The organism is Streptomyces sp. CG 926 (genome assembly GCF_003148825.1).
Lineage (GTDB): Bacteria > Actinomycetota > Actinomycetes > Streptomycetales > Streptomycetaceae > Streptomyces.
Window position 1 is genome coordinate 220,460 of the sequence record NZ_QGGZ01000008.1, and the last position, 18,136, is coordinate 238,595.

Consider the following 18,136-nt stretch of genomic DNA (forward strand, 5'->3'; position numbering starts at 1 on the left):
TAGTTATGATCCGTAGCGCACGGTGGGTATGACTCCTGCTGAGCACGAATACGCGTACCGATGTCCGCTCGACGTGGAGGTGAAACGCCGTGGCACTCTCGATCTCCGCCGTGGTGCTGCTGGCGATCATCGTCTTCCTGCTGGTCCGAAGGGCGGGCCTGAAGGCGGGACATGCGGTGGTCTGCGTACTGCTCGGCTTCTACCTGGCGAGTTCCACCATCGCCCCGACCCTCAGCCAGCTCACCTCGAACGTGGCGAGCATGATCAGTGGCCTCAAGTTCTAGGTCCTGCCTCGTAGGCTAGGCCCCATGAACGGTCTTCCCGCCCGTCGTCTGCTCCTCGTGCACGCGCACCCCGACGACGAGTCGATCAACAACGGCGTCACCATGGCCAAGTATGCGGCCGAGGGCGCCCACGTCGCGTTGGTGACCTGCACCCTGGGCGAGGAGGGTGAGGTCATCCCGCCCGGGCTCGCGCACCTCGCGGCCGACCGCGACGACACCCTCGGCGCCCACCGCGTCGGCGAGCTCGCCGCGGCCATGGCCGAACTGGGCGTCCACGACCACCGCTTCCTCGGCGGCCCCGGCCGTTTCCGGGACTCCGGGATGATGGGCGCCCCGCAGAACCACCGCCCCGAGGCCTTCTGGTCCGCCGACGTGGACGAGGCCGCCGCGTACCTCGTGGAGGTGATCCGGGAGCTGCGTCCGCAGGTGCTCGTCACCTACGACCCGGACGGCGGATACGGGCACCCCGACCACATCCAGGCCCATCGGGTCGCCATGCGCGCCGCCGAACTGGCCGCGGAGACCGCGTACCGGCGCGACCTCGGCGCGCCCCACACGGTCGGGAAGATCTACTGGAACCGCGTCCCGCGCTCGGTGGTCGAGGAGGGCTTCGCCCGGCTGCGCGCCGGCGGGGGCGGGGTGCCCTTCCCCGCGGTGGGCTCGCCCGGGGACGTCCCGGGGGTCGTCGCCGACGAGCGGATCACCGCCGAGATCGAGGCCAAGGACACCTTCGGGGCGGCGAAGGCCGCCGCCATGCGGGCCCACGCCACCCAGATCGCCGTGGACGGGCCCGTCTTCGCCCTCTCCAACGACCTGGCGCAGCCGCTCTTCACCCGTGAGTACTACGAACTCGTCGAGGGTCGGCCGGGCGCCCCGGCCGGCGAGCGCGAACACGACCTCTTCGCGGGGGTGGAGGCATGAGCGGCACGACGACGGCCGGGCGGATCGCCGGCTGCCTCGGCATGGCGGTCGCGGGCGCGCTGACCGGCGCGGCCGGTTGGCTGGTGGTCGACCTCTGGTTCCCCGGCGGTCTGCTGCTCGCCCTGCTGGCCGTCCTCGGACTCTTCCTCGGCGGCCGGATCGCGCTCGGGACCGGCTACGGGGTCGGCGGCGCCGCGGCCGGCTGGTTCCTCTCCTACGTGATGCTCAGCATTCCGCGCCCCGAGGGGGACTTCCTCCTCGGTTCGTCCGGAATCGGCGTGTACGTCTATCTTTTGGGTGGAACCGTGCTCGCTGTGATGTGTGCCACGATGCGCGGTCCGCTGGATCGGCCGGTTTCGGCCGCTCGGTCTGCCAAGTGACGTGGTGTCGGACCTCGTAGGGAGGTCCGTCGGGGAACGCGCGAGGGTACTCGCCGCACACTTCGGAGGGGTTTGACCGGCGCTATCAGGAACCCCTGATTCCCGCCAGTCAGTTGCGTGCGGGCGGCGGCCAGTATGGTGGACGGGCCGCCGAGCTGCCCGCGCACGGAATGACGGGCGGCGGAGCCAACCGGGAGAACCTGCCTTGAGTCGTGAAACCGACAGTTCGTCCTCCGGGCCCAAGGGGCACGGTGGAGCCGCCTACCCCTCGGGGACACCGCCGTACGGAACCGGCCAGTACCCGTCCACGGACGCTGCGGCGACCGCTCCGGAGGAGAACTCTGTGACCTCGAAGCCGTCCACGCCCGATTCCGACGGGCCCAAGACCGAGACCACCCTGACGACCCGGATCCGGATCAACATCCCGGGTTCGCGGCCGATTCCGCCGGTGGTCGTGCGCAAGGCGATGGGTACCAACTCCGGCTCGGCCGGTGCCGGCGAGCAGACCGGCCCCGAGCCCACACCCGAGCAGGCGCCGCCGCCACCGCTCGCGCAGCGGCGCGGACCGCAGCCGACCCGTATCGAGGCCGCGCCCGAGCCGGACCGCGCCCAGCCGCCGGCGCCCGCCCCCGCGGCCGAACCCGAGGAGGCGGCCAGCAACTGGTTCGCCCCCCGCAAGTCGGCCGCCCAGGCCCCGGCACCCGCCCCGGCGCCCGCGCCGGCCCCCGCCGTGGACCGGACGCCGCCGGGCGCGGCCGCCCCGCGGCCCCCGCAGCGGCCGTTGCCCACCCGGACGCCGTCCCCGACGCCGACCCCGGCGCCCACGCCGCCGGCCATGCCGGGCGCGGGCTTCGCCCCGCCGCCGCGCACCCAGGGCCCGCCCGTACCCGGACCGGACGGCGCCTTCGCGCCGCCGCGCACCCCGCCGCCGCCCGTGGCGGACTACGGCCAGGGCTACCCGCCCGCCCCCGCGGCCCCGATGCCCGGCGGTCCGGGCGTCGGGTCGACCCAGGGCTTCCCCGCGTACGGTGACGAGCACGGCGACGCCGGCCCCGTCACCGAGGCCTTCCCGGCCTACGGCGGTGGCCCCACCGGACCCACCGCAGGCCCCGGCTTCGGCACCGGCCCCGTCGGCGGCCCGGCCGGCGCGGCGGCCTTCGACGAGGCCCCGCAGTGGCCCGGCCCCGACCTGGACGGACCGCTGCCGACGCCGGTACCGGCCCCCGCCCCGGCCGGCCCCCGCCCCGCGGCCAAGCAGCCCAAGGCCACCGACAAGCCCGCCAAGAAGGGCCGCTCCAAGCTGGTCCTGCTCGGCGGCGGTGTCATCGCCCTCATCGGCGTGGCCTACGGCGCCGGACTGCTCCTGAACCACTCCGACGTCCCCAAGGGCACCACCGTTTTCGGCGCCGACATCAGCGGCAGCCGCGACGAGGCCGTCTCCAAGCTCCAGACGGCCTTCGGCACCCGCGCCGCCGCCCCGATCCAGCTCAACGTCGGCGGCAAGCCGGTCGAGCTGAAGCCCGAGAAGGCCGGCCTCACCCTCGACGCCCAGACCACCGTCCGCAACGCGGCCGGCAGCGACTACAACCCGATCACGGTCATCGGCTCGCTCCTCGGCAACGAGCGCGTCGCCGAACCGGTGATGCCGACCGACGAGGAGAAGCTCCAGGTCGCGCTCCAGGAGCTCGCGGGCACCTCCGGCACGGCCACCGAGGGCACGATCAAGTTCGACACGGGCAAGGCCGTCGCCGTCCCCGGCACCCCCGGCACCACCCTCGACGTGGACGCCTCCGTCCAACTGGTGGCCAAGACCTACAAGGACCAGGTCGCCACCGGCAAGGCGGCCGTGGCCGAACTGCCGACCACCACCAAGGCACCGGCCATCGGCCAGGCCGAACTGGACCGGGCCATGAAGGAGTTCGCCGAGCCCGCGATGTCGGCGAACGCCACCGTCAAGGTGGGCACCAAGTCCATCGCCTTCGGCGCCAGGTCCCTGCCCAAGATCCTGAGCATGCAGCCCGTCGACGGCCGGCTGGTCGAGAAGTTCGACCTGGAGGCGCTCAAGGCGACCTACGGGAACACCTTCGACGGGATCCTGATCACCCGCGGCAACGGGGAGAAGACGCCCGTCACCCCGCAGGACATCGCCGGCCCCCTCGGCAAGGCACTGCGGGGCAAGACCACGGCCGAGCGCACCGCGGTCGTCGACACCAACCCGAGCTAGGGCACATCCAGGCCGCAGCCGCAGCCGCCGCCCGCACAGCACGTCATGGCAGAAACGGTGCCTCCGCCCGACCCCGGGCGGGGGCACCGTCATGTCCCCGGCATGACATCTGTCATCCGGCACACACGACGCCCGACACTGCCGCGCGGGACCCCGTACGGGCGAATCTCTCTCCATGACGACGACCACCGCGACACGCACCGCGAAGCCCACCACCGACAGCGTGGTCGACTTCGAGAACGTGACCAAGAGCTACGGCCAGGTCCGGGCGGTCGACGGTCTCTCCCTCGCACTCCACCCGGGCGAGACCGTCGCGCTCCTCGGCCCCAACGGCGCCGGCAAGTCCACCACCCTCGACCTCCTCCTCGGCCTGCGCCCCGCCGACTCCGGTTCCGTCCGGCTCTTCGGCACCACCCCGCGCGAGGCCGTCGCCGCCGGCCGGGTCGGCGCGATGCTGCAGAGCGGCGGCCTGATGGAGGAGGTGACCGTACGGGAGATCGTCGCCCTCGGCTGCGCCCTGCACCCGCGGCCGCACCCGGTCGACCAGGTGCTCTCCCGCGCCGGCATCGACAAGATCGCCGACCGCCGGGTCGACCGGCTCTCGGGCGGCCAGGAGCAGCGCGTACGCTTCGCGCTCGCCACCGCCGGCGACAACGACCTGATCGTGCTCGACGAGCCGACCACCGGCATGGACGTCACCGCCCGCCACGCCTTCTGGGCCACCATGCGCGAACAGGCCGACCAGGGCCGCACCGTCCTCTTCGCCACCCACTACCTGGAAGAGGCCGACGCGATCGCCGACCGGGTCCTGGTCCTCAGCAAGGGTCGGCTGCTCGCGGACGGCACCGCCGCCGAGATCAAGGCCACGGCCGGGGCCCGGAAGATCTCCTTCGACCTGGCCGGCGCCGCCGACACCGACATCGACCGCCTGCGCGCGCTGCCCCACCTGACGGCCTTCGGCCACCACGGCGACACCGTACGCATCCAGTCCCGCGACGCCGACGCCACCATCCACGCCGTGTACGCGCTCGGGCTGTACCCCCGCAATCTGGAGGTCGCGGGCCTCGGCCTGGAACAGGCCTTCATCGCCCTCACCGAGGCCGAGGAGGCCACCCAGTGAACGCCCTCATCAAGCTGGAGATCGTCCGCGCCCTGCGGAACAAGAAGTACCTCTTCTTCACGGTCCTGTATCCGGCCGCGCTGTTCCTGATGCTCGGCGGAACCCTCGACGGCACCACCAAGGTCATGGGCACCGAACTGACCATGCCCGCCTTCTACATGGTCGCCATGGCCTCCTTCGGCGCCCTGACCGCCGTCCTGGTGGGCAACAGCGAACGCATCGCCAAGGAACGCGAGAAGGGCTGGGTCCGCCAGCTCCGCCTGACCGCCCTCCCGGGCCGCGGCTACGTCCTCGCCAAGACCGCGGGCGCCGGGGTGCTCTCCCTCCCCGCCATCCTGGTCGTCTTCGCGGTGGCGGCCGCCGTGAAGGGCGTACGGTTCGACGCCTGGCAGTGGCTGGCCCTCGTCGGTGCGATCTGGGCCGGCAGCCTGGTCTTCGCGGCCCTCGGCGTCGCCCTCGGCTACCTGGCCACCGGGGACAACGTCCGCCCCATCACGATGCTCGTCTACTTCGCGCTGTCGATCCTCGGCGGCCTGTGGATGCCCACCGCGAACTTCCCGCAGTGGCTCCAGAACATCTGCGAGTGGCTCCCCACGCACGCCTACGCGGGTCTGGGCCAGGCCATCGAGCTCGGCGGCGCGCCCCGCGCCGGGGACGTCGCCGTCCTGGCGGTGTACTTCGTACTCTTCACCGGTGCGGCCGCCTGGCTGTACCGCAAGGACTCACTGAAGGCGTGAAAGCCGTGGCGCTGACGAAGGAAGGCGAGGACCGGGACTTCCTGGAGATCGCCAAACAGCCGGAGAACCGCCACGAGAAGATGGTGAAGATGCTCTGGATCAGCATCTGGCTGTTCTACCTGAGCGCCCCCGTCACCGATCTGATCAGCGGCGGACACAGCCCCGAGGCCCGACTGCTCGGCGGCCTGGGCCTGGCGGCCTTCGTCGGCTGGTACCTGCTTCTGGTCTTCCGCACCGCGCGCCAGTTGCCGCCCCGCAGGGTGCTGTTCTCCCTGGTGGTGCTCTCCGCCGAGGCCATGGTCCTCTCGCTGAGCCTGGGCCGCGAATGGCTCGTCCTCTTCGTCTACGTGGCCATCTCCTCCGGAGCCGCGCTCCCCGCCCGGTACGCCCGCTGGACCGTCATCGGCACCACGGCCCTGCTGGCGATCACGGCGAACGCGGTCCCGGACGGCACCGCCTACCTCGCGGGGCTGCTGATCCCGGCCCTGATGGGCGGCTTCGCGATGGTCGGCGTCGGGGCGATGATCCGCACCACGACAGAGCTGCGCGAGGCCCGGGCCACGGTGGCCCAACTCGCGGCCAACGAGGAACGGCTGCGGATGGCCCGGGACCTGCACGACCTGCTGGGGCACTCACTGTCGCTGATCACGCTCAAGAGCGAGCTGGCGGGCCGGATGCTGCCCGCGCAGCCGGAGGCGGCCGCCCAGCAGGTCGCCGACATCGAGCAGGTCAGCCGACAGGCGCTGGTCGACGTACGGGAAGCGGTGAGCGGCTACCGGCGCCCCACCCTCCCCGGCGAACTCGCGGGCGCGCGTACCGCGCTCGCGGCGGCCGGCGTACTGGCGGACCTCCCGGAACCGCCGGCCGACGACCTCCCCGAAGCCGCGGAATCCGCCCTGGCCTGGTCGCTGCGCGAAGCGGTGACGAACGTGGTGCGGCACAGCGGGGCGAAGCGGTGCCGGGTCACGCTGGAGACGCGCCAGACCCTGGACGGCCCGGTGCTGGAACTGACCGTCACGGACGACGGCGCGGCCGAGGGCCCGAGCGTCCCCGGCAACGGCCTGACCGGCCTGACGGAACGTCTGGAGGCCCTCGGCGGAAGCCTGTCGGCTGGCCGCACCGGTCCGAGGGGCTTCGTCCTCACCGCCCGCGTCCCCATGGCCCCCGCATAGGATCGAGACCATGACCTCACGCCCCATCCGCATCCTGCTGGCGGAGGACCAGTCGATGGTCCGCGAGGCCCTCGCCGCGCTGCTCGGCCTGGAACCCGACATCGAGGTACGGGTCCAGGTGGCCCGCGGCGACGAGGTCCTGGCGGCGGCGCGGGCGCACGACGTGAACGTGGCCCTGCTGGACATCGAGATGCCGGGCATGACGGGCATCGAGGCGGCGGCCGCCCTGCACGCGGAGCTCCCCGCCCTGCGGATCGTCATCCTGACCACCTTCGGCCGCCCCGGCTACCTCCGCGGCGCGATGGAGGCGGGCGCCTCCGCCTTCCTGGTCAAGGACGCCCCGGCCGCGCAGCTGGCGGCCGCCGTACGCAAGGTCCTCCAGGGGGAGCGCGTCATCGACCCCACCCTGGCCGCGGCGGCCCTCGCGGAGGGCGCGAACCCGCTGACGGACCGCGAACGGGAGGTCCTGCGGGCGGCGGAGAACGGCGCGACCAACGCGGAACTCGCGGCGCGGCTGCACCTGTCCCAGGGCACGGTCCGCAACTACCTCTCGACGGCGATCCAGAAACTGGCGGCACGCAACCGAGCCGAAGCCGTCCGCACGGCCCGCGAAAAGGGCTGGCTCTAGCCCGATCCAGCCTCGGCCCGGCACATCCAGCCTCGGCCCGGCCACTTCCAGCCTCGGTCCGGCACATCCAGCCTCGCCGGCGTTTGAGGCGCGGGGTCTGGGGCGGCGCCCCAGGGAACCCGGCTCCGCCGGGCACCGGGCTCCGCCCGGACCCGCGCCTCAAACGCCGGCGAGGCTGAGAGTGGCCCGGCGGAGCCTCGAACCCCGGCGAGGCTGAGAGTGGCCCGGCGGAGCCTCGAACGCCGGCGAGGCTGAGAGTGGCCCGGCGGAGCCTCGAACGCCGGCGAGGCTGAGAGTGGCCCGGCGGAGCCTCGAACGCCGGCGAGGCTGAAAGTGGCCCGGCCTAGCCGGAAGTGGCTCGGCGGAGCCGGAGCGGGCCCGGCGGAGCCGGAAGGGAGGGTCAGTTCAGGAGGGCTCGGGCCGAGAGGGCTTCCGCGCGGATACGGGCCGCCGCGTCGACGTCCACCGCGGACACCACCCCGGCGTACGCGTCGAGCTCCGCCGCCCCCTCCTGGAAGGAGCCCCGCTCCACCAGCAGCCGCGCCCGCTCGTACCGCAGCGCCGCCGGATGCGACGGCAGCAGCAGCGACAGCTCCACCGCCCGCAGGGCCACCCCCGACTGCTCCGGGCGGGCCGAGGCCCAGGCTCGGATGTTGGCCAGGATCCGCTGCACGATGTCCAGCGTCCGGGCAGGCTCACGCGGCCCCGACGCCAGTTCCGCCGGCCCGGTCCCCAAGGACGCGCCGCCCGCGAAGGGGTCGACCACGATGCCCTCCTCCGGGTCCCCGAAGCCCACCACGAAGTGCCCCGGCAGCCCCAGCCCGTACACCGGCGCCCCCGCCCGCCGGGCGACCTCCAGCCACACCACCGACAACAGGATCGGCAGCCCGCGCCGCCGCCTCAGCACCTCGTGCAGCAGCGAGGACGACAGCCGGTCGTAGTCCGCCGGGGTGCCGTGGAACCCGAGGCGCCCGCCCAGCAGTTCCGTCACCGCGTTCGCCCACGCCCGCCCGCCGCGCAGCCCGTACGGCAGCATCCCGGCCAGCCGGTCCAGCTCGATCTGCGCCCGGTCCATGGCGTGTTCGTCCAGCTCCGGATCACCCTCGGTGGCCAGCAGCAGGCACAGCAGCGCCAGATCGGGCCGCTCCGCCCGGGCCTCGGCCGCGAACTGCTCCCGCCAGGCCGCGGCGCTCACGAGGCCGCCCGGTAGTGGTGGTAGGTGTGGTGCCGCGCGAAGCCCAGCCCGTCGTACAGGGCCTGCGCCCCCGGATTGTCCGTCTCGACCTGCAGCCACGCCGCCGACGCGCCCTCCTCCAGCGCCCGTCGGGCCAGCGCGGCCATCACCGCCGTCGCCAGGCCCTCGCGCCGGTGCGCGGGGTCCACCGTCACCGCCGCGAAGCCGGCCCACCGCCCGTCCACCACGCAGCGCCCGATCGCCCGGCCCCCGGGCAGCGCCGCGAACCACACCGACGGGCCCTCCACCAGCATCCGCCGGGCCAGGTCCGGGTCGCTCACCTTCCCGTAGCGCCCGAGCCACTCCTCGTCAGGGACCCGGGTCAGGCGCACCGCATCGGCCGCGGGCGCGTCCACGTCGCCCACCGGGGCCAGCGCCCCGATCCGTACCTCGGCCGACACCTCCGACGTCCAGCCGCGCCGCTCCAGCTCCGCGCCGAGCATCTCCTGGGTGCCGGCGGCCCCCGTGGCGACCTGTACGTAGGCCGGCAGCGACCGATCCGCGTACCAGGAGGTCACTCGCGCGAGTGCATCGTCCAGGGGTATCCCGGGGTCGCCGAGCGGCAGTACGGAATTGGCCCGCCGGGTGAATCCGGCGGCCGCCCGCAATGTCCAGTCGCCCAGCCGCTCGCTCTCCAGCGGCTGCCAGGCCCGCGCGGCGACCCGTGAGAGCTCCTCGAAGGAGGCAGCGGGACCCCGGCGCCGGGCCGGCGCCGCAGGCACGATCTTGCCCGCGACCAGCGAGGATTCCGAGATGCGGACGGATTGTCCGTCCTTCTTTGTGATCAGCAGCACACCTCGGTCCCAGGATGTGAGAACCCCGACCGTGTCCGTGAACTCGGGTGATCCGCTCACTACGGCCTCCACCCGTCGTACAGAGACTCGTTTACCCACGTCAGCCGGGGTGATACGGACCTCCAGCAGTCCACCGGCAGTGATTTCCACAGCTCTGTCCGCCCCTCCTGTTCGGATCGTGCCCGGGAACGGAGATACTAGGTGCGGGCATCGACGACGCCGCGCTCCCGCGCGATATGGAAAGCCCTACCGAGGAGGAACGAGAGCGTGACCTACGTCATCGCGGAGCCTTGTGTCGACGTCAAGGACAAGGCATGCATCGAAGAGTGCCCCGTCGACTGCATCTACGAGGGCCAGCGGTCCTTGTACATCCACCCGGACGAATGTGTCGACTGCGGCGCGTGTGAGCCGGTCTGCCCGGTCGAGGCCATCTTCTACGAGGACGACACCCCGGAGGAGTGGAAGGACTACTACAAGGCGAACGTCGAGTTCTTCGACGAGCTCGGTTCGCCCGGTGGTGCCTCCAAGCTGGGCCTGATCGAGCGCGACCACCCCTTCGTCGCGGCGCTGCCCGCCGGTATCAACGGCGAGCACTGACCTTTCCAGGCAGACGCGCCACCCGGTCCCGTACGGCCTCGTCGCCGCACGGGACCGAGGCGTTTACGGACCCGCTACCAGCCAGTACTCAGAGAGAGCAGAGACCATCGTGGCCGCAGTATCCGACCGTCTTCCCGCCTTCCCCTGGGACAAGCTGGAGCCGTACAAGAAGACGGCGGCGGCCCACGCGGACGGCATCGTCGACCTGTCCGTCGGCACGCCCGTGGACCCGGTCCCGCAGCTGATCCGACGCGCGCTGATCGAGGCCGCCGACTCCCCGGGGTACCCGACCGTGTGGGGCACCGTCGCCCTGCGCGACGCGATCACCGGCTGGGTGCGCGGCCGGCTCGGCGCGAGCACCGCCGAACACCGCAACGTCCTGCCGGTCGTCGGCTCCAAGGAGTTGGTGGCCTGGCTGCCGACCCAGCTGGGCCTGGGCGCCGGGGACAAGGTCGCCTACCCGCGGCTCGCCTACCCCACCTACGAGGTCGGCGCGCGGCTGTGCGGCGCCGAGGCCGTCGTGTACGACGACCCGACCGAGCTCGACCCGGCCGGTGTGAAGCTGCTGTGGCTCAACTCCCCGTCCAACCCCACCGGCAAGGTCCTCGCCAAGGAGGAGCTCGTCCGGATCGTGGCCTGGGCGCGCGAACACGGGATCCTGCTCTTCAGCGACGAGTGCTACCTGGAGCTGGGCTGGGAGGCCGAGCCGGTCTCCGTCCTCCACGACGACGTCTGCGGCGGCTCGTACGAGGGCATCGTCGCCGTCCACTCGCTGTCCAAGCGCTCCAACCTGGCGGGCTACCGGGCGGCCTTCGTCGCCGGTGACGCGGACGTGCTCGGCGAACTGCTGGAGATCCGCAAGCACGGCGGCATGATGACCCCCGCCCCGGTGCAGGCGGCCACGGTCGCGGCCCTCGGCGACGACGCCCACGTCGAGGAGCAGCGCGAGCGCTACGCGGCCCGCCGTGCGGCACTGCGCACCGCCCTGGAGGCGCACGGCTTCCGGGTCGAGCACAGCGAGGCGAGCCTGTACCTGTGGGTGACGCGTGACGAGCCCTGCTGGGACACCGTCGCCCATCTCGCGGGCCTGGGCATCCTGGTCGCGCCGGGCGACTTCTACGGCGAGGCGGGCGCGCGGTTCGTGCGCGTCGCCTTCACCGCCACCGACGAGCGTGTCGAGGCGGCGGTCAAGCGCCTCGGCTGACGGGTACGGCGGACATGCCCGAGGGGGCCGGGAGTTCGTGCTCCCGGCCCCCTCGGTGGTTCCTACGGTGTCAGCCGCCGAGCGGCAGGCCACCGGTCAGGCCACCCGGCAGGCCCCCGGTCAGACCGCCCGGCAGGGCGCCGGACGTCGGCAGCGAGGACGTCGGCAGCTCCTGCGTGGCGGGGAGCCCGCCGAGCAGGCCCTGCGCGGTACCGGCCACGTCGGCGGCGGGCGCCGGCAGGGTCTTGGTGGCGCTGCCGACGGCGTCCGTGGCCGCGTCCGCCGTCGCGGCGTCGGGGGCGGTGAGCCCGCCCAGCTGCGGCACGGACTCCAGACCGGCGGCGCTGGCCGCACCGGCCGCACCGACCACGGGCGCTGCCCCGGCTGCGAGGAGCAGCGCGGCACGGGCGATCCGACGGGTCAGGGGGAGAGACATGTTGCTCCTAAGCGGTAGCGGCTGAGTACGCCATGACTAACCGCTCCCGGGGCGGGTGGAGTTGCGGTGCCGGTGGGTAAAGGATCGGTAACGGATCGTTTAATCGGCTTCCGCGACAAGCGCATCGGAGGGGCGCCGACCAGGGCTTCCGTACCGATCCGGGATCCGTGGCCCGCTACACGGATCCCCCCGCAGGAGTGATCACTCGTACGTCAGCCCGGGCGCCCCCGGCGCGTGCCCCGGCCCGCCGCGAGGTCGGCGGGGGAGAGGGGAGCGGGGAGCGGGGAGCGGGCGAGATCAGCGGGCCATGAAGATCCGGACCTCGCCCGGCCCCGCGTAGTGGGTGTCCTTGGCGGCTTCCTTCGTCCCCGCGCCGCCCCTGTCCTGCCACCGCCCCCGGTCCTTGCCCGCGACCCAGCCGTGCCGGCCGTAGGACACCCGGGAGATGCCCATCGCCTTCGCGTTGGCCACCGCCCAATGAGCCATCGCCCGGCTGCGGCGCGTCGCCTCCTCGCCACCGTTCTTCTTCTCCACCAGCGTGACCTCGGGCTCCGGGGCGACCTGCCCGCCGCCGGTGCTCCCGCTGGTGTTCCCGCCGGTGTTCGCGACGGCCTGGCCGGCCCGCGCGGACATGGTGTGCATCCCGTCCTTGCCGAAGATCCGGATCAGGTCGGCCTGCACCCGCTGCGGGTCGCCCGGCCCGGCGGGGGCCGGACCGCCGCAGTTGAGCGTGCCGCCGCCGGCGAACGCCGCCGTCAGCACCGTCGCGTCGGGCTCGTGCTTCGCGTACGCCTGCGGGAACCCGCTGCGCTGCACCTTCTGCGCGGCCACCGTCAGCGGCAGCCGTGAGTACCCCGGTACATCGACGAGGTGGTCGTAGAAGATCCCGGCCGAGTACACCGGGTCCGTGATCTGCTCAGGCGTGCCCCAGCCCATCGACGGCCGCTGTTGGAAGAGGCCGAGGGAGTCGCGGTCGCCGTGGTCGAGATTGCGCAGCGCGGACTCCTGCATGGCGGTCGCCAGCGCGATGGTCACCGCCCGGTCCGGCAACCCCTTGGCGATGCCGACCGCGGCTATCGTCGCCGCGTTCGCCGCCTGCTCCGGGGACATCTCGTACGTCGCGGAGGTCTCGTCCGCCCCGATCGGATCCGCGCCGGCCACGCAGAACGGCGCACCGCCGCCGCCGTTCGAATCGCGCTGCACGGCGAAATACCCGATCACCGCGAGGAGAACGAGCAGGCCGACGACCGCCCGGAGCAGCCGGCGGCGACGAGGACGGGGATCACGGGTCTCGGACACGCGGCCCACCGTACTTGAGGCATATGACGCGTCCACCGGCCGGACGTAGGAGGCTTCGCCGCACCCCGGGCATTAGGGTCAGCTCCATGTCCGAATCCGAGCTGGACCTCACCCTGGACGCCGCCGAGCTGACCGCCCGGCTCGTCGACATTCCGTCCGTGAGCGGCGACGAGAAGGTACTCGCCGACCTCGTGGAACACGCGTTGCGCGGTCTCGCGCACCTCACCGTGGACCGCTTCGGCAACAACGTCGTCGCCCGTACCCACCTCGGCCGCGCCGAGCGCGTCGTACTCGCCGGCCACCTCGACACCGTGCCGATCGCCGACAACGTCCCCTCCCGCCTCGACGAGAACGACGTGCTGTGGGGCTGCGGCACCACCGACATGAAGTCCGGCGTCGCCGTGCAGCTGCGCATCGCCGCGACCGTGCCCGAGCCGAACCGGGACCTCACCTTCGTCTTCTACGACCAGGAGGAGGTCGCCGCCGACCTCAACGGCCTCGGCAAGGTGGCGGCCGCCCACCCCGACTGGCTGACGGGCGACTTCGCGGTCCTGCTGGAACCCTCGAACGCCGAGGTCGAGGGCGGCTGCCAGGGCACCCTGCGCGTCCTGCTCCGCACCACCGGCGAACGCGCCCACTCCGCGCGCAGCTGGATGGGCTCCAACGCCATCCACTCGGCGGGCCCGATCCTCGCCCGCCTCGCGGCCTACGAGCCCCGCAGGCCGGTCATCGACGGCCTGGAGTACCACGAGGGCCTCAACGCGGTCCGCGTCGAGGGCGGCGTCGCCAACAACGTCATCCCCGACGCGTGCACGGTGACCGTCAACTTCCGCTACGCCCCGGACCGCACCGAGGCCGAGGCACTGGCCCACGTACGGGAGGTGTTCGCGGACTGCGACATCGCCGAGATCGTGGTCGACGACTCCTCGCCCGGCGCCCTCCCCGGCCTCTCCCACCCGGCCGCCCGGGCCTTCATGGAGGCGGTCGGCGGTCGCGCCATGCCCAAGTTCGGCTGGACGGACGTCTCGCGCTTCAGCGCCCTCGGGGTCCCCGCGGTCAACTACGGCCCGGGCGACGCCCTGCTGGCGCACAAGGTCGACGAACGCGTCGAGACGAAGGCGATCCTCCACTGCGAGGAACGACTCCGCGCCTGGCTGACCTCCTGAATTCCGCTTCTCGTCACCTTTGTGCGCCTACCCTGATCCAACGATCAGCAGGAGGGAGCACAGCATGGGCAACCACGGCAGTCCCGAGGGTTCCGCTCGTCGTCGGCCCGAGGAGCAGCAGCTCGGGCCGGTGCTGAGGAGGCGGAGCCAGGTGCAGGCGGGCAGTACGACGGACCAGCGGCTGCTGGATTCGGCGGGGCCCTCCGAGTGGGTGCACACCGATCCCTGGCGGGTCCTGCGCATCCAGTCGGAGTTCATCGAGGGCTTCGGCACGCTGGCCGAGCTGCCGCCCGCGATCAGCGTGTTCGGATCGGCCCGTACGCCGGAGGGCTCGCCCGAGTACGACGCGGGCGTGCGGATCGGCGGCGCGCTGGTCGACGCCGGCTTCGCGGTGATCACCGGCGGCGGTCCGGGGGCGATGGAGGCGGCCAACAAGGGCGCCCGCGAGGCGAACGGCGTCTCGGTCGGCCTCGGCATCGAGCTCCCCTTCGAGCAGGGGCTCAACCAGCACGTCGATCTCGGCCTGAACTTCCGGTACTTCTTCGTCCGCAAGACGATGTTCGTGAAGTACAGCCAGGGCTTCGTCGTCCTGCCGGGCGGCCTGGGCACCCTGGACGAGCTGTTCGAGGCGCTGACCCTGGTCCAGACCCAGAAGATCACCCGCTTCCCGATCGTGCTCTTCGGAACGGAGTACTGGAGCGGCCTGATCGACTGGCTGCGGAACACGGTGATCGCCCAGGGCAAGGCTTCGGAGAAGGACCTCTACCTCTTCCACGTCACGGACGACGTGGACGAGGCGATCGCACTGGTGACGAAGGAAGTCGGTAAGTAGGACGGGCTGCGCGAGACCCCGGCGGACGACCGCCGGGGGCCCGCGTGACCTCCGTCAGGCCAGGCCGCGGCGGGCGACGGCCGGGGGCCCTGGACGGAGCGGACCATGGCTCCTTCTTGACGCCGCTCTCGCGCGGTTCGGCGCCGGGGCGCCTCACCGGCTTCGGGCGGCTGCGCCGGCCTCCGGCCGTCGGGGTCAGGCCAGGCCGCGGCGGGCGACGGCCGGGGGGCGGTGGCCCTGGATGGACCGCACCATGTCCAGGATCTGCCGGGTCTCCGCCACCTCGTGGACGCGGTAGACCTGCGCGCCCAGCCACGCCGAGACGGCCGTCGTGGCCAAGGTGCCCAACAGGCGTTCCTTGACGGGCTTGTCGAGGGTCTCGCCGACGAAGTCCTTGTTGGACAGGGAGACCAGCACCGGCCAGCCCGTCGCCGTCATCTCACCCAGCCGGCGCGTGGCCTCCAGCGAGTGCCGGGTGTTCTTCCCGAAGTCGTGTCCGGGGTCGATCATGATCGCGTCCCGGCGGACGCCGAGCGCGGCGGCGCGTTCGGCGAGGCCGAGCGTGACGCGCAGGACGTCCTCCATGATGTCGTCGTACGCGATCCGGTGCGGCCGGGTGCGCGGTTCCACACCGCCCGCGTGGGTGCAGACCAGGCCCGCGCCGTAGCGCGCGGCGACCTCCGCCAGCTTGGGGTCCACCCCGCCCCAGGCGTCGTTGAGGACGTCGGCCCCGGCCTCGCACACCGCCTCGCCGACCTCGTGCCGCCAGGTGTCCACACTGATGACCACGTCCGGGTGGCGGCGCCGGACCTCGGCCACGAAATCGACCGTGCGGCGAGCCTCCTCGGCCGCGTCCACGTGCTCGCCCGGCCCCGCCTTCACGCCGCCGATGTCGATGATCGCGGCGCCCTCGGCGATCGCGTGCTCGACCCGGTCCAGCGCCGGCTCGTCGCGGAACGTCGCGCCCTGGTCGTAGAAGGAGTCCGGCGTCCGGTTCACGATGGCCATGATCACCGGCTCGTGGGTGTCGAACTCGCGCCTGCCCAGTCGCAGCATTCTGCTCTTTCCTCCTTCGGCGGCCCTTGCGCCTCGCCAGCGACCTTAACCTGGTGGCCGGAGTCTCTCAGGGGAGTTGATCGTGTTCTTCTTCTTGATGATCGCGCTGGTCGTGGTCGTGGCAGCGGTCACCCTGGCGGTGATCGGCGGCGGCTCGGAGGCCGTCCTGCCGGAAGCGGAGCCGGACCGGGTCGCGGACGGGCTGCCGGAGACCCGGCCCGTCGTACGGGCCGACATCGACGCGCTGCGCCTGCCGGTCGCCCCGCGCGGGTACCGGATGGCCGAGGTGGACGACGTGCTGGAGCGGCTCGCGGCCGAACTGGCCGAGCGGGACGCGCGCATCGCCCAACTGACGGCCGCGGCGGCGCCCGCCGCAGCTCCGTCGGACGCGCCCGGGCACGTCGACCTGAGCAAGGGCGGTGAGCGGTGAGCGGCTCGGTGGCGGGCGCGGACGGGCTGCTGCGCTGCCCGTGGGGGCTGTCCACACCGGACTACGTCGTCTACCACGACACCGAGTGGGGCCGTCCGGTGCACGGGGACGACGCCCTCTACGAACGGCTGTGCCTGGAGGCGTTCCAGTCGGGGCTGTCCTGGATCACGATCCTGCGGCGCCGCGAGGGGTTCCGTAAGGCCTTCGCCGAGTTCTCGATCGCGGCGGTCGCGGAGTTCGACGACCGGGACGCCGAGCGGTTGCTGACCGACGAGGGGATCATCCGCAACCGGGCCAAGATCGAGGCGACCCTGGCCAACGCGAAGGTCCTCGCCGGGTGGGAGCCGGGCGAGTTGGACACCCTGATCTGGTCCCACGTCCCGGAGGAGCCGGGGCCGGCCCCGCTGACGGTCACCGAGGTCCCGGCGGTCACGCCGGAGTCCACGGCCCTCGCCAAGGCCCTGAAGAAGGCCGGCATCCGCTTCGTCGGCCCCACGACGGCCTACGCCCTGATGCAGGCCTGCGGGCTGGTCAACGACCACCTCGTCGACTGCGTCTCCCGCGACCCGGCCTGAGACGGGCCGGGCCGGGCCGCGGGACCTGGCTCAGCGACCCAGGTACTTCGGCGGCTGCTTCGCGAGGAACGCCTGGACGGCGATGGAGTGGTCCTCGGAGGCCCCCGCGCGCGTCTGGAGGGTGTCCTCGTGGGTCAGGGCCTCGGAGAGCGTGTGCGAGGCCCCGTAGGCCAGGGACTCCTTCAGGGCGGCGTACGCGACCGTCGGGCCGGCGGCCAGCGTGCGGGCCACGGCCTCCGCCTCGGCGTGCAGGGAGTCCGCGGGCACGAGCCGGTTGACGATGCCGAGCTCGTACGCCTCCTGCGCCTTGATCGAGCGCGGGAACAGCAGCAGGTCCGAGGCGCGGGAGGCGCCGATCAGACGGGGGAGGGTCCACGAGACCCCGGAGTCGGCGGTCAGCGCCACCCCGGCGAACGAGGTGTTGAAGGACGCGGTGTCGGCGACGACCCGGAAGTCCGCCGCCAGCGCGAACCCGAAGCCCGCTCCGGCCGCGACGCCGTTCACCCCGGCCACCACGGGCTTGGGCATCTCGGTGAGCGCCCGCACGATGGGGTTGTAGTGGTCGGCCACCGTCGTCATGGTCAGCGAGGAGCCGGTCTCGCGGTCCGAGGCCAGGTTCCCGATGTGCTCCTTGAGGTCCTGGCCCACGCAGAAGGCCCGGTTCCCGGCCGCGGTGAGCAGCACGGCCCGTACGGCGGTGTCGGCGGCCGCCGCCTGGACCGCGTCGCGCAGGGCGACCTTGGCCTCGGTGTTCATCGCGTTCATCGCGTCCGGGCGGTTGATCGTGATGGTGGCGAGTCCGTCGGTCACTTCGTAGAGCACGCTGTCGGCCATGGCAGGGGGTCCCCCTTCGTCGCGGGCTTGGCTACCGGTCGGTACTGTCCGGTACAAAGGTCAGCATGGCGGACCGGACGGGGCAGGCACATGTGATGTGCGTCAAAGAAAGCTGAGGCCGCTTCCCTGCTGCGGCGGCGAAGTATCGCAGGCGGATCCCCGAAATGAGTGGTTTTGGCCGAGCGCGTTGCCCAAGCGTTCCCGGGTGATGTT

General features: G+C 72.6%; 20 protein-coding genes. 14 read left to right on the top strand and 6 right to left on the bottom strand.

Annotation, left to right across the window (positions count from 1 at the left end; genetic code table 11):
* Positions 1–89: 89 nt before the first annotated feature.
* The 8 genes from BCL76_RS22380 to BCL76_RS22420 all read left to right on the top strand — a co-directional run bounded on the left by BCL76_RS22380 (position 90) and on the right by BCL76_RS22420 (position 7,466).
* Positions 90–284: a hypothetical protein gene (locus BCL76_RS22380; RefSeq protein WP_030012369.1), complete on the top strand. Its 195-nt coding sequence runs from the start codon at positions 90–92 to the stop codon at positions 282–284.
* A 24-nt stretch (positions 285–308) separates the two neighbouring features.
* Positions 309–1,205, top strand: coding sequence for an N-acetyl-1-D-myo-inositol-2-amino-2-deoxy-alpha-D-glucopyranoside deacetylase (mshB, locus tag BCL76_RS22385; RefSeq protein ID WP_109781229.1), 897 nt, complete (start codon positions 309–311; stop codon positions 1,203–1,205).
* The gene (locus BCL76_RS22390; protein ID WP_109781230.1) at positions 1,202–1,585 is read left to right on the top strand and encodes a DUF6113 family protein; all 384 of its coding nucleotides are present in this window, start codon (positions 1,202–1,204) and stop codon (positions 1,583–1,585) included. Before mshB ends, BCL76_RS22390 begins: the two co-directional genes overlap by 4 nt.
* Before the next feature lie 205 nt (positions 1,586–1,790).
* Positions 1,791–3,809 carry a peptidoglycan binding domain-containing protein gene (locus BCL76_RS39880; RefSeq protein WP_181382661.1) on the top strand — a complete coding sequence of 673 codons (2,019 nt, stop codon included), beginning with the start codon at positions 1,791–1,793 and terminating at the stop codon, positions 3,807–3,809.
* Positions 3,810–3,984: 175 nt separating this feature from the next.
* Positions 3,985–4,929: an ABC transporter ATP-binding protein gene (locus BCL76_RS22405; RefSeq protein WP_109781231.1), complete on the top strand. Its 945-nt coding sequence runs from the start codon at positions 3,985–3,987 to the stop codon at positions 4,927–4,929.
* Complete coding sequence (locus BCL76_RS22410; RefSeq protein ID WP_109781232.1) at positions 4,926–5,666, top strand: ABC transporter permease; 741 nt, start codon at positions 4,926–4,928, stop codon at positions 5,664–5,666. Before BCL76_RS22405 ends, BCL76_RS22410 begins: the two co-directional genes overlap by 4 nt.
* Before the next feature lie 80 nt (positions 5,667–5,746).
* Positions 5,747–6,838 (top strand): sensor histidine kinase, encoded by a 1,092-nt coding sequence (locus tag BCL76_RS22415; RefSeq protein ID WP_109781383.1) that lies wholly within the window; start codon positions 5,747–5,749, stop codon positions 6,836–6,838.
* Between the two features lie 10 nt (positions 6,839–6,848).
* A complete protein-coding gene (locus tag BCL76_RS22420) occupies positions 6,849–7,466 on the top strand; it encodes a response regulator transcription factor (RefSeq protein WP_109781233.1) in 618 nt (205 codons plus the stop codon).
* A 400-nt stretch (positions 7,467–7,866) separates the two neighbouring features.
* Here BCL76_RS22420 and BCL76_RS22425 read toward each other — a convergent pair whose 3' ends face one another.
* On the bottom strand, positions 7,867–8,661 hold the full coding sequence (locus BCL76_RS22425) for a transglutaminase-like domain-containing protein (protein ID WP_109781234.1): 795 nt from the start codon (positions 8,659–8,661) through the stop codon (positions 7,867–7,869).
* Positions 8,658–9,644 carry a GNAT family N-acetyltransferase gene (locus BCL76_RS22430; protein ID WP_109781235.1) on the bottom strand — a complete coding sequence of 329 codons (987 nt, stop codon included), beginning with the start codon at positions 9,642–9,644 and terminating at the stop codon, positions 8,658–8,660. The genes BCL76_RS22425 and BCL76_RS22430 overlap by 4 nt, the downstream gene beginning before the upstream one ends.
* Positions 9,645–9,761: 117 nt before the next feature.
* Between BCL76_RS22430 and fdxA the strand changes: the two genes are divergently transcribed.
* Both fdxA and dapC read left to right on the top strand, forming a co-directional pair.
* Entirely contained in the window at positions 9,762–10,091 is a 330-nt protein-coding gene (gene fdxA / locus BCL76_RS22435; RefSeq protein WP_030011906.1) for a ferredoxin, read from the top strand.
* Between the two features lie 109 nt (positions 10,092–10,200).
* Positions 10,201–11,295: a succinyldiaminopimelate transaminase gene (gene dapC / locus BCL76_RS22440; protein WP_109781236.1), complete on the top strand. Its 1,095-nt coding sequence runs from the start codon at positions 10,201–10,203 to the stop codon at positions 11,293–11,295.
* Positions 11,296–11,365: 70 nt separating this feature from the next.
* Here dapC and BCL76_RS22445 read toward each other — a convergent pair whose 3' ends face one another.
* Positions 11,366–11,731, bottom strand: a complete 366-nt coding sequence (locus tag BCL76_RS22445) for an ATP-binding protein (RefSeq protein ID WP_109781237.1) — start codon at positions 11,729–11,731, stop codon at positions 11,366–11,368.
* 297 nt (positions 11,732–12,028) lie between these two features.
* Entirely contained in the window at positions 12,029–13,030 is a 1,002-nt protein-coding gene (locus tag BCL76_RS22450) for a hypothetical protein (RefSeq protein WP_258309845.1), read from the bottom strand.
* Between the two features lie 86 nt (positions 13,031–13,116).
* Between BCL76_RS22450 and dapE the strand changes: the two genes are divergently transcribed.
* Both dapE and BCL76_RS22460 read left to right on the top strand, forming a co-directional pair.
* Entirely contained in the window at positions 13,117–14,196 is a 1,080-nt protein-coding gene (gene dapE / locus BCL76_RS22455) for a succinyl-diaminopimelate desuccinylase (RefSeq protein ID WP_109781238.1), read from the top strand.
* A 64-nt stretch (positions 14,197–14,260) separates the two neighbouring features.
* Entirely contained in the window at positions 14,261–15,028 is a 768-nt protein-coding gene (locus BCL76_RS22460; protein ID WP_109781239.1) for a TIGR00730 family Rossman fold protein, read from the top strand.
* Between the two features lie 195 nt (positions 15,029–15,223).
* Here BCL76_RS22460 and folP read toward each other — a convergent pair whose 3' ends face one another.
* Positions 15,224–16,084 carry a dihydropteroate synthase gene (gene folP / locus BCL76_RS22465; RefSeq protein ID WP_033218526.1) on the bottom strand — a complete coding sequence of 287 codons (861 nt, stop codon included), beginning with the start codon at positions 16,082–16,084 and terminating at the stop codon, positions 15,224–15,226.
* A gap of 76 nt (positions 16,085–16,160) precedes the next feature.
* Here folP and BCL76_RS22470 point away from each other — a divergent pair, with 76 nt between their 5' ends.
* On the top strand, positions 16,161–16,514 hold the full coding sequence (locus tag BCL76_RS22470; RefSeq protein WP_109781240.1) for a DivIVA domain-containing protein: 354 nt from the start codon (positions 16,161–16,163) through the stop codon (positions 16,512–16,514).
* Positions 16,511–17,089: a DNA-3-methyladenine glycosylase I gene (locus BCL76_RS22475; RefSeq protein WP_109781241.1), complete on the top strand. Its 579-nt coding sequence runs from the start codon at positions 16,511–16,513 to the stop codon at positions 17,087–17,089. The genes BCL76_RS22470 and BCL76_RS22475 overlap by 4 nt, the downstream gene beginning before the upstream one ends.
* Positions 17,090–17,119: 30 nt before the next feature.
* On the opposite strand, the gene BCL76_RS22480 is transcribed toward BCL76_RS22475, so the two are convergent.
* On the bottom strand, positions 17,120–17,923 hold the full coding sequence (locus BCL76_RS22480) for an enoyl-CoA hydratase/isomerase family protein (RefSeq protein WP_109781242.1): 804 nt from the start codon (positions 17,921–17,923) through the stop codon (positions 17,120–17,122).
* Between the last annotated feature and the right edge of the window lie 213 nt (positions 17,924–18,136).

Bases quoted from the DNA above. Each gene is read 5' to 3' on its own strand.
- BCL76_RS22445 (WP_109781237.1), bottom strand. From the start codon at position 11,731: ATGTCTCTCCCCCTGACCCGTCGGATCGCCCGTGCCGCGCTGCTCCTC.
- mshB (WP_109781229.1), top strand. From the start codon at position 309: ATGAACGGTCTTCCCGCCCGTCGTCTGCTCCTCGTGCACGCGCACCCC.
- BCL76_RS22460 (WP_109781239.1), top strand. From the start codon at position 14,261: ATGGGCAACCACGGCAGTCCCGAGGGTTCCGCTCGTCGTCGGCCCGAG.
- folP (WP_033218526.1), bottom strand. From the start codon at position 16,084: ATGCTGCGACTGGGCAGGCGCGAGTTCGACACCCACGAGCCGGTGATC.
- BCL76_RS22390 (WP_109781230.1), top strand. From the start codon at position 1,202: ATGAGCGGCACGACGACGGCCGGGCGGATCGCCGGCTGCCTCGGCATG.
- BCL76_RS22480 (WP_109781242.1), bottom strand. From the start codon at position 17,923: ATGGCCGACAGCGTGCTCTACGAAGTGACCGACGGACTCGCCACCATC.
- dapE (WP_109781238.1), top strand. From the start codon at position 13,117: ATGTCCGAATCCGAGCTGGACCTCACCCTGGACGCCGCCGAGCTGACC.
- BCL76_RS22405 (WP_109781231.1), top strand. From the start codon at position 3,985: ATGACGACGACCACCGCGACACGCACCGCGAAGCCCACCACCGACAGC.
- BCL76_RS22415 (WP_109781383.1), top strand. From the start codon at position 5,747: ATGGTGAAGATGCTCTGGATCAGCATCTGGCTGTTCTACCTGAGCGCC.
- BCL76_RS22420 (WP_109781233.1), top strand. From the start codon at position 6,849: ATGACCTCACGCCCCATCCGCATCCTGCTGGCGGAGGACCAGTCGATG.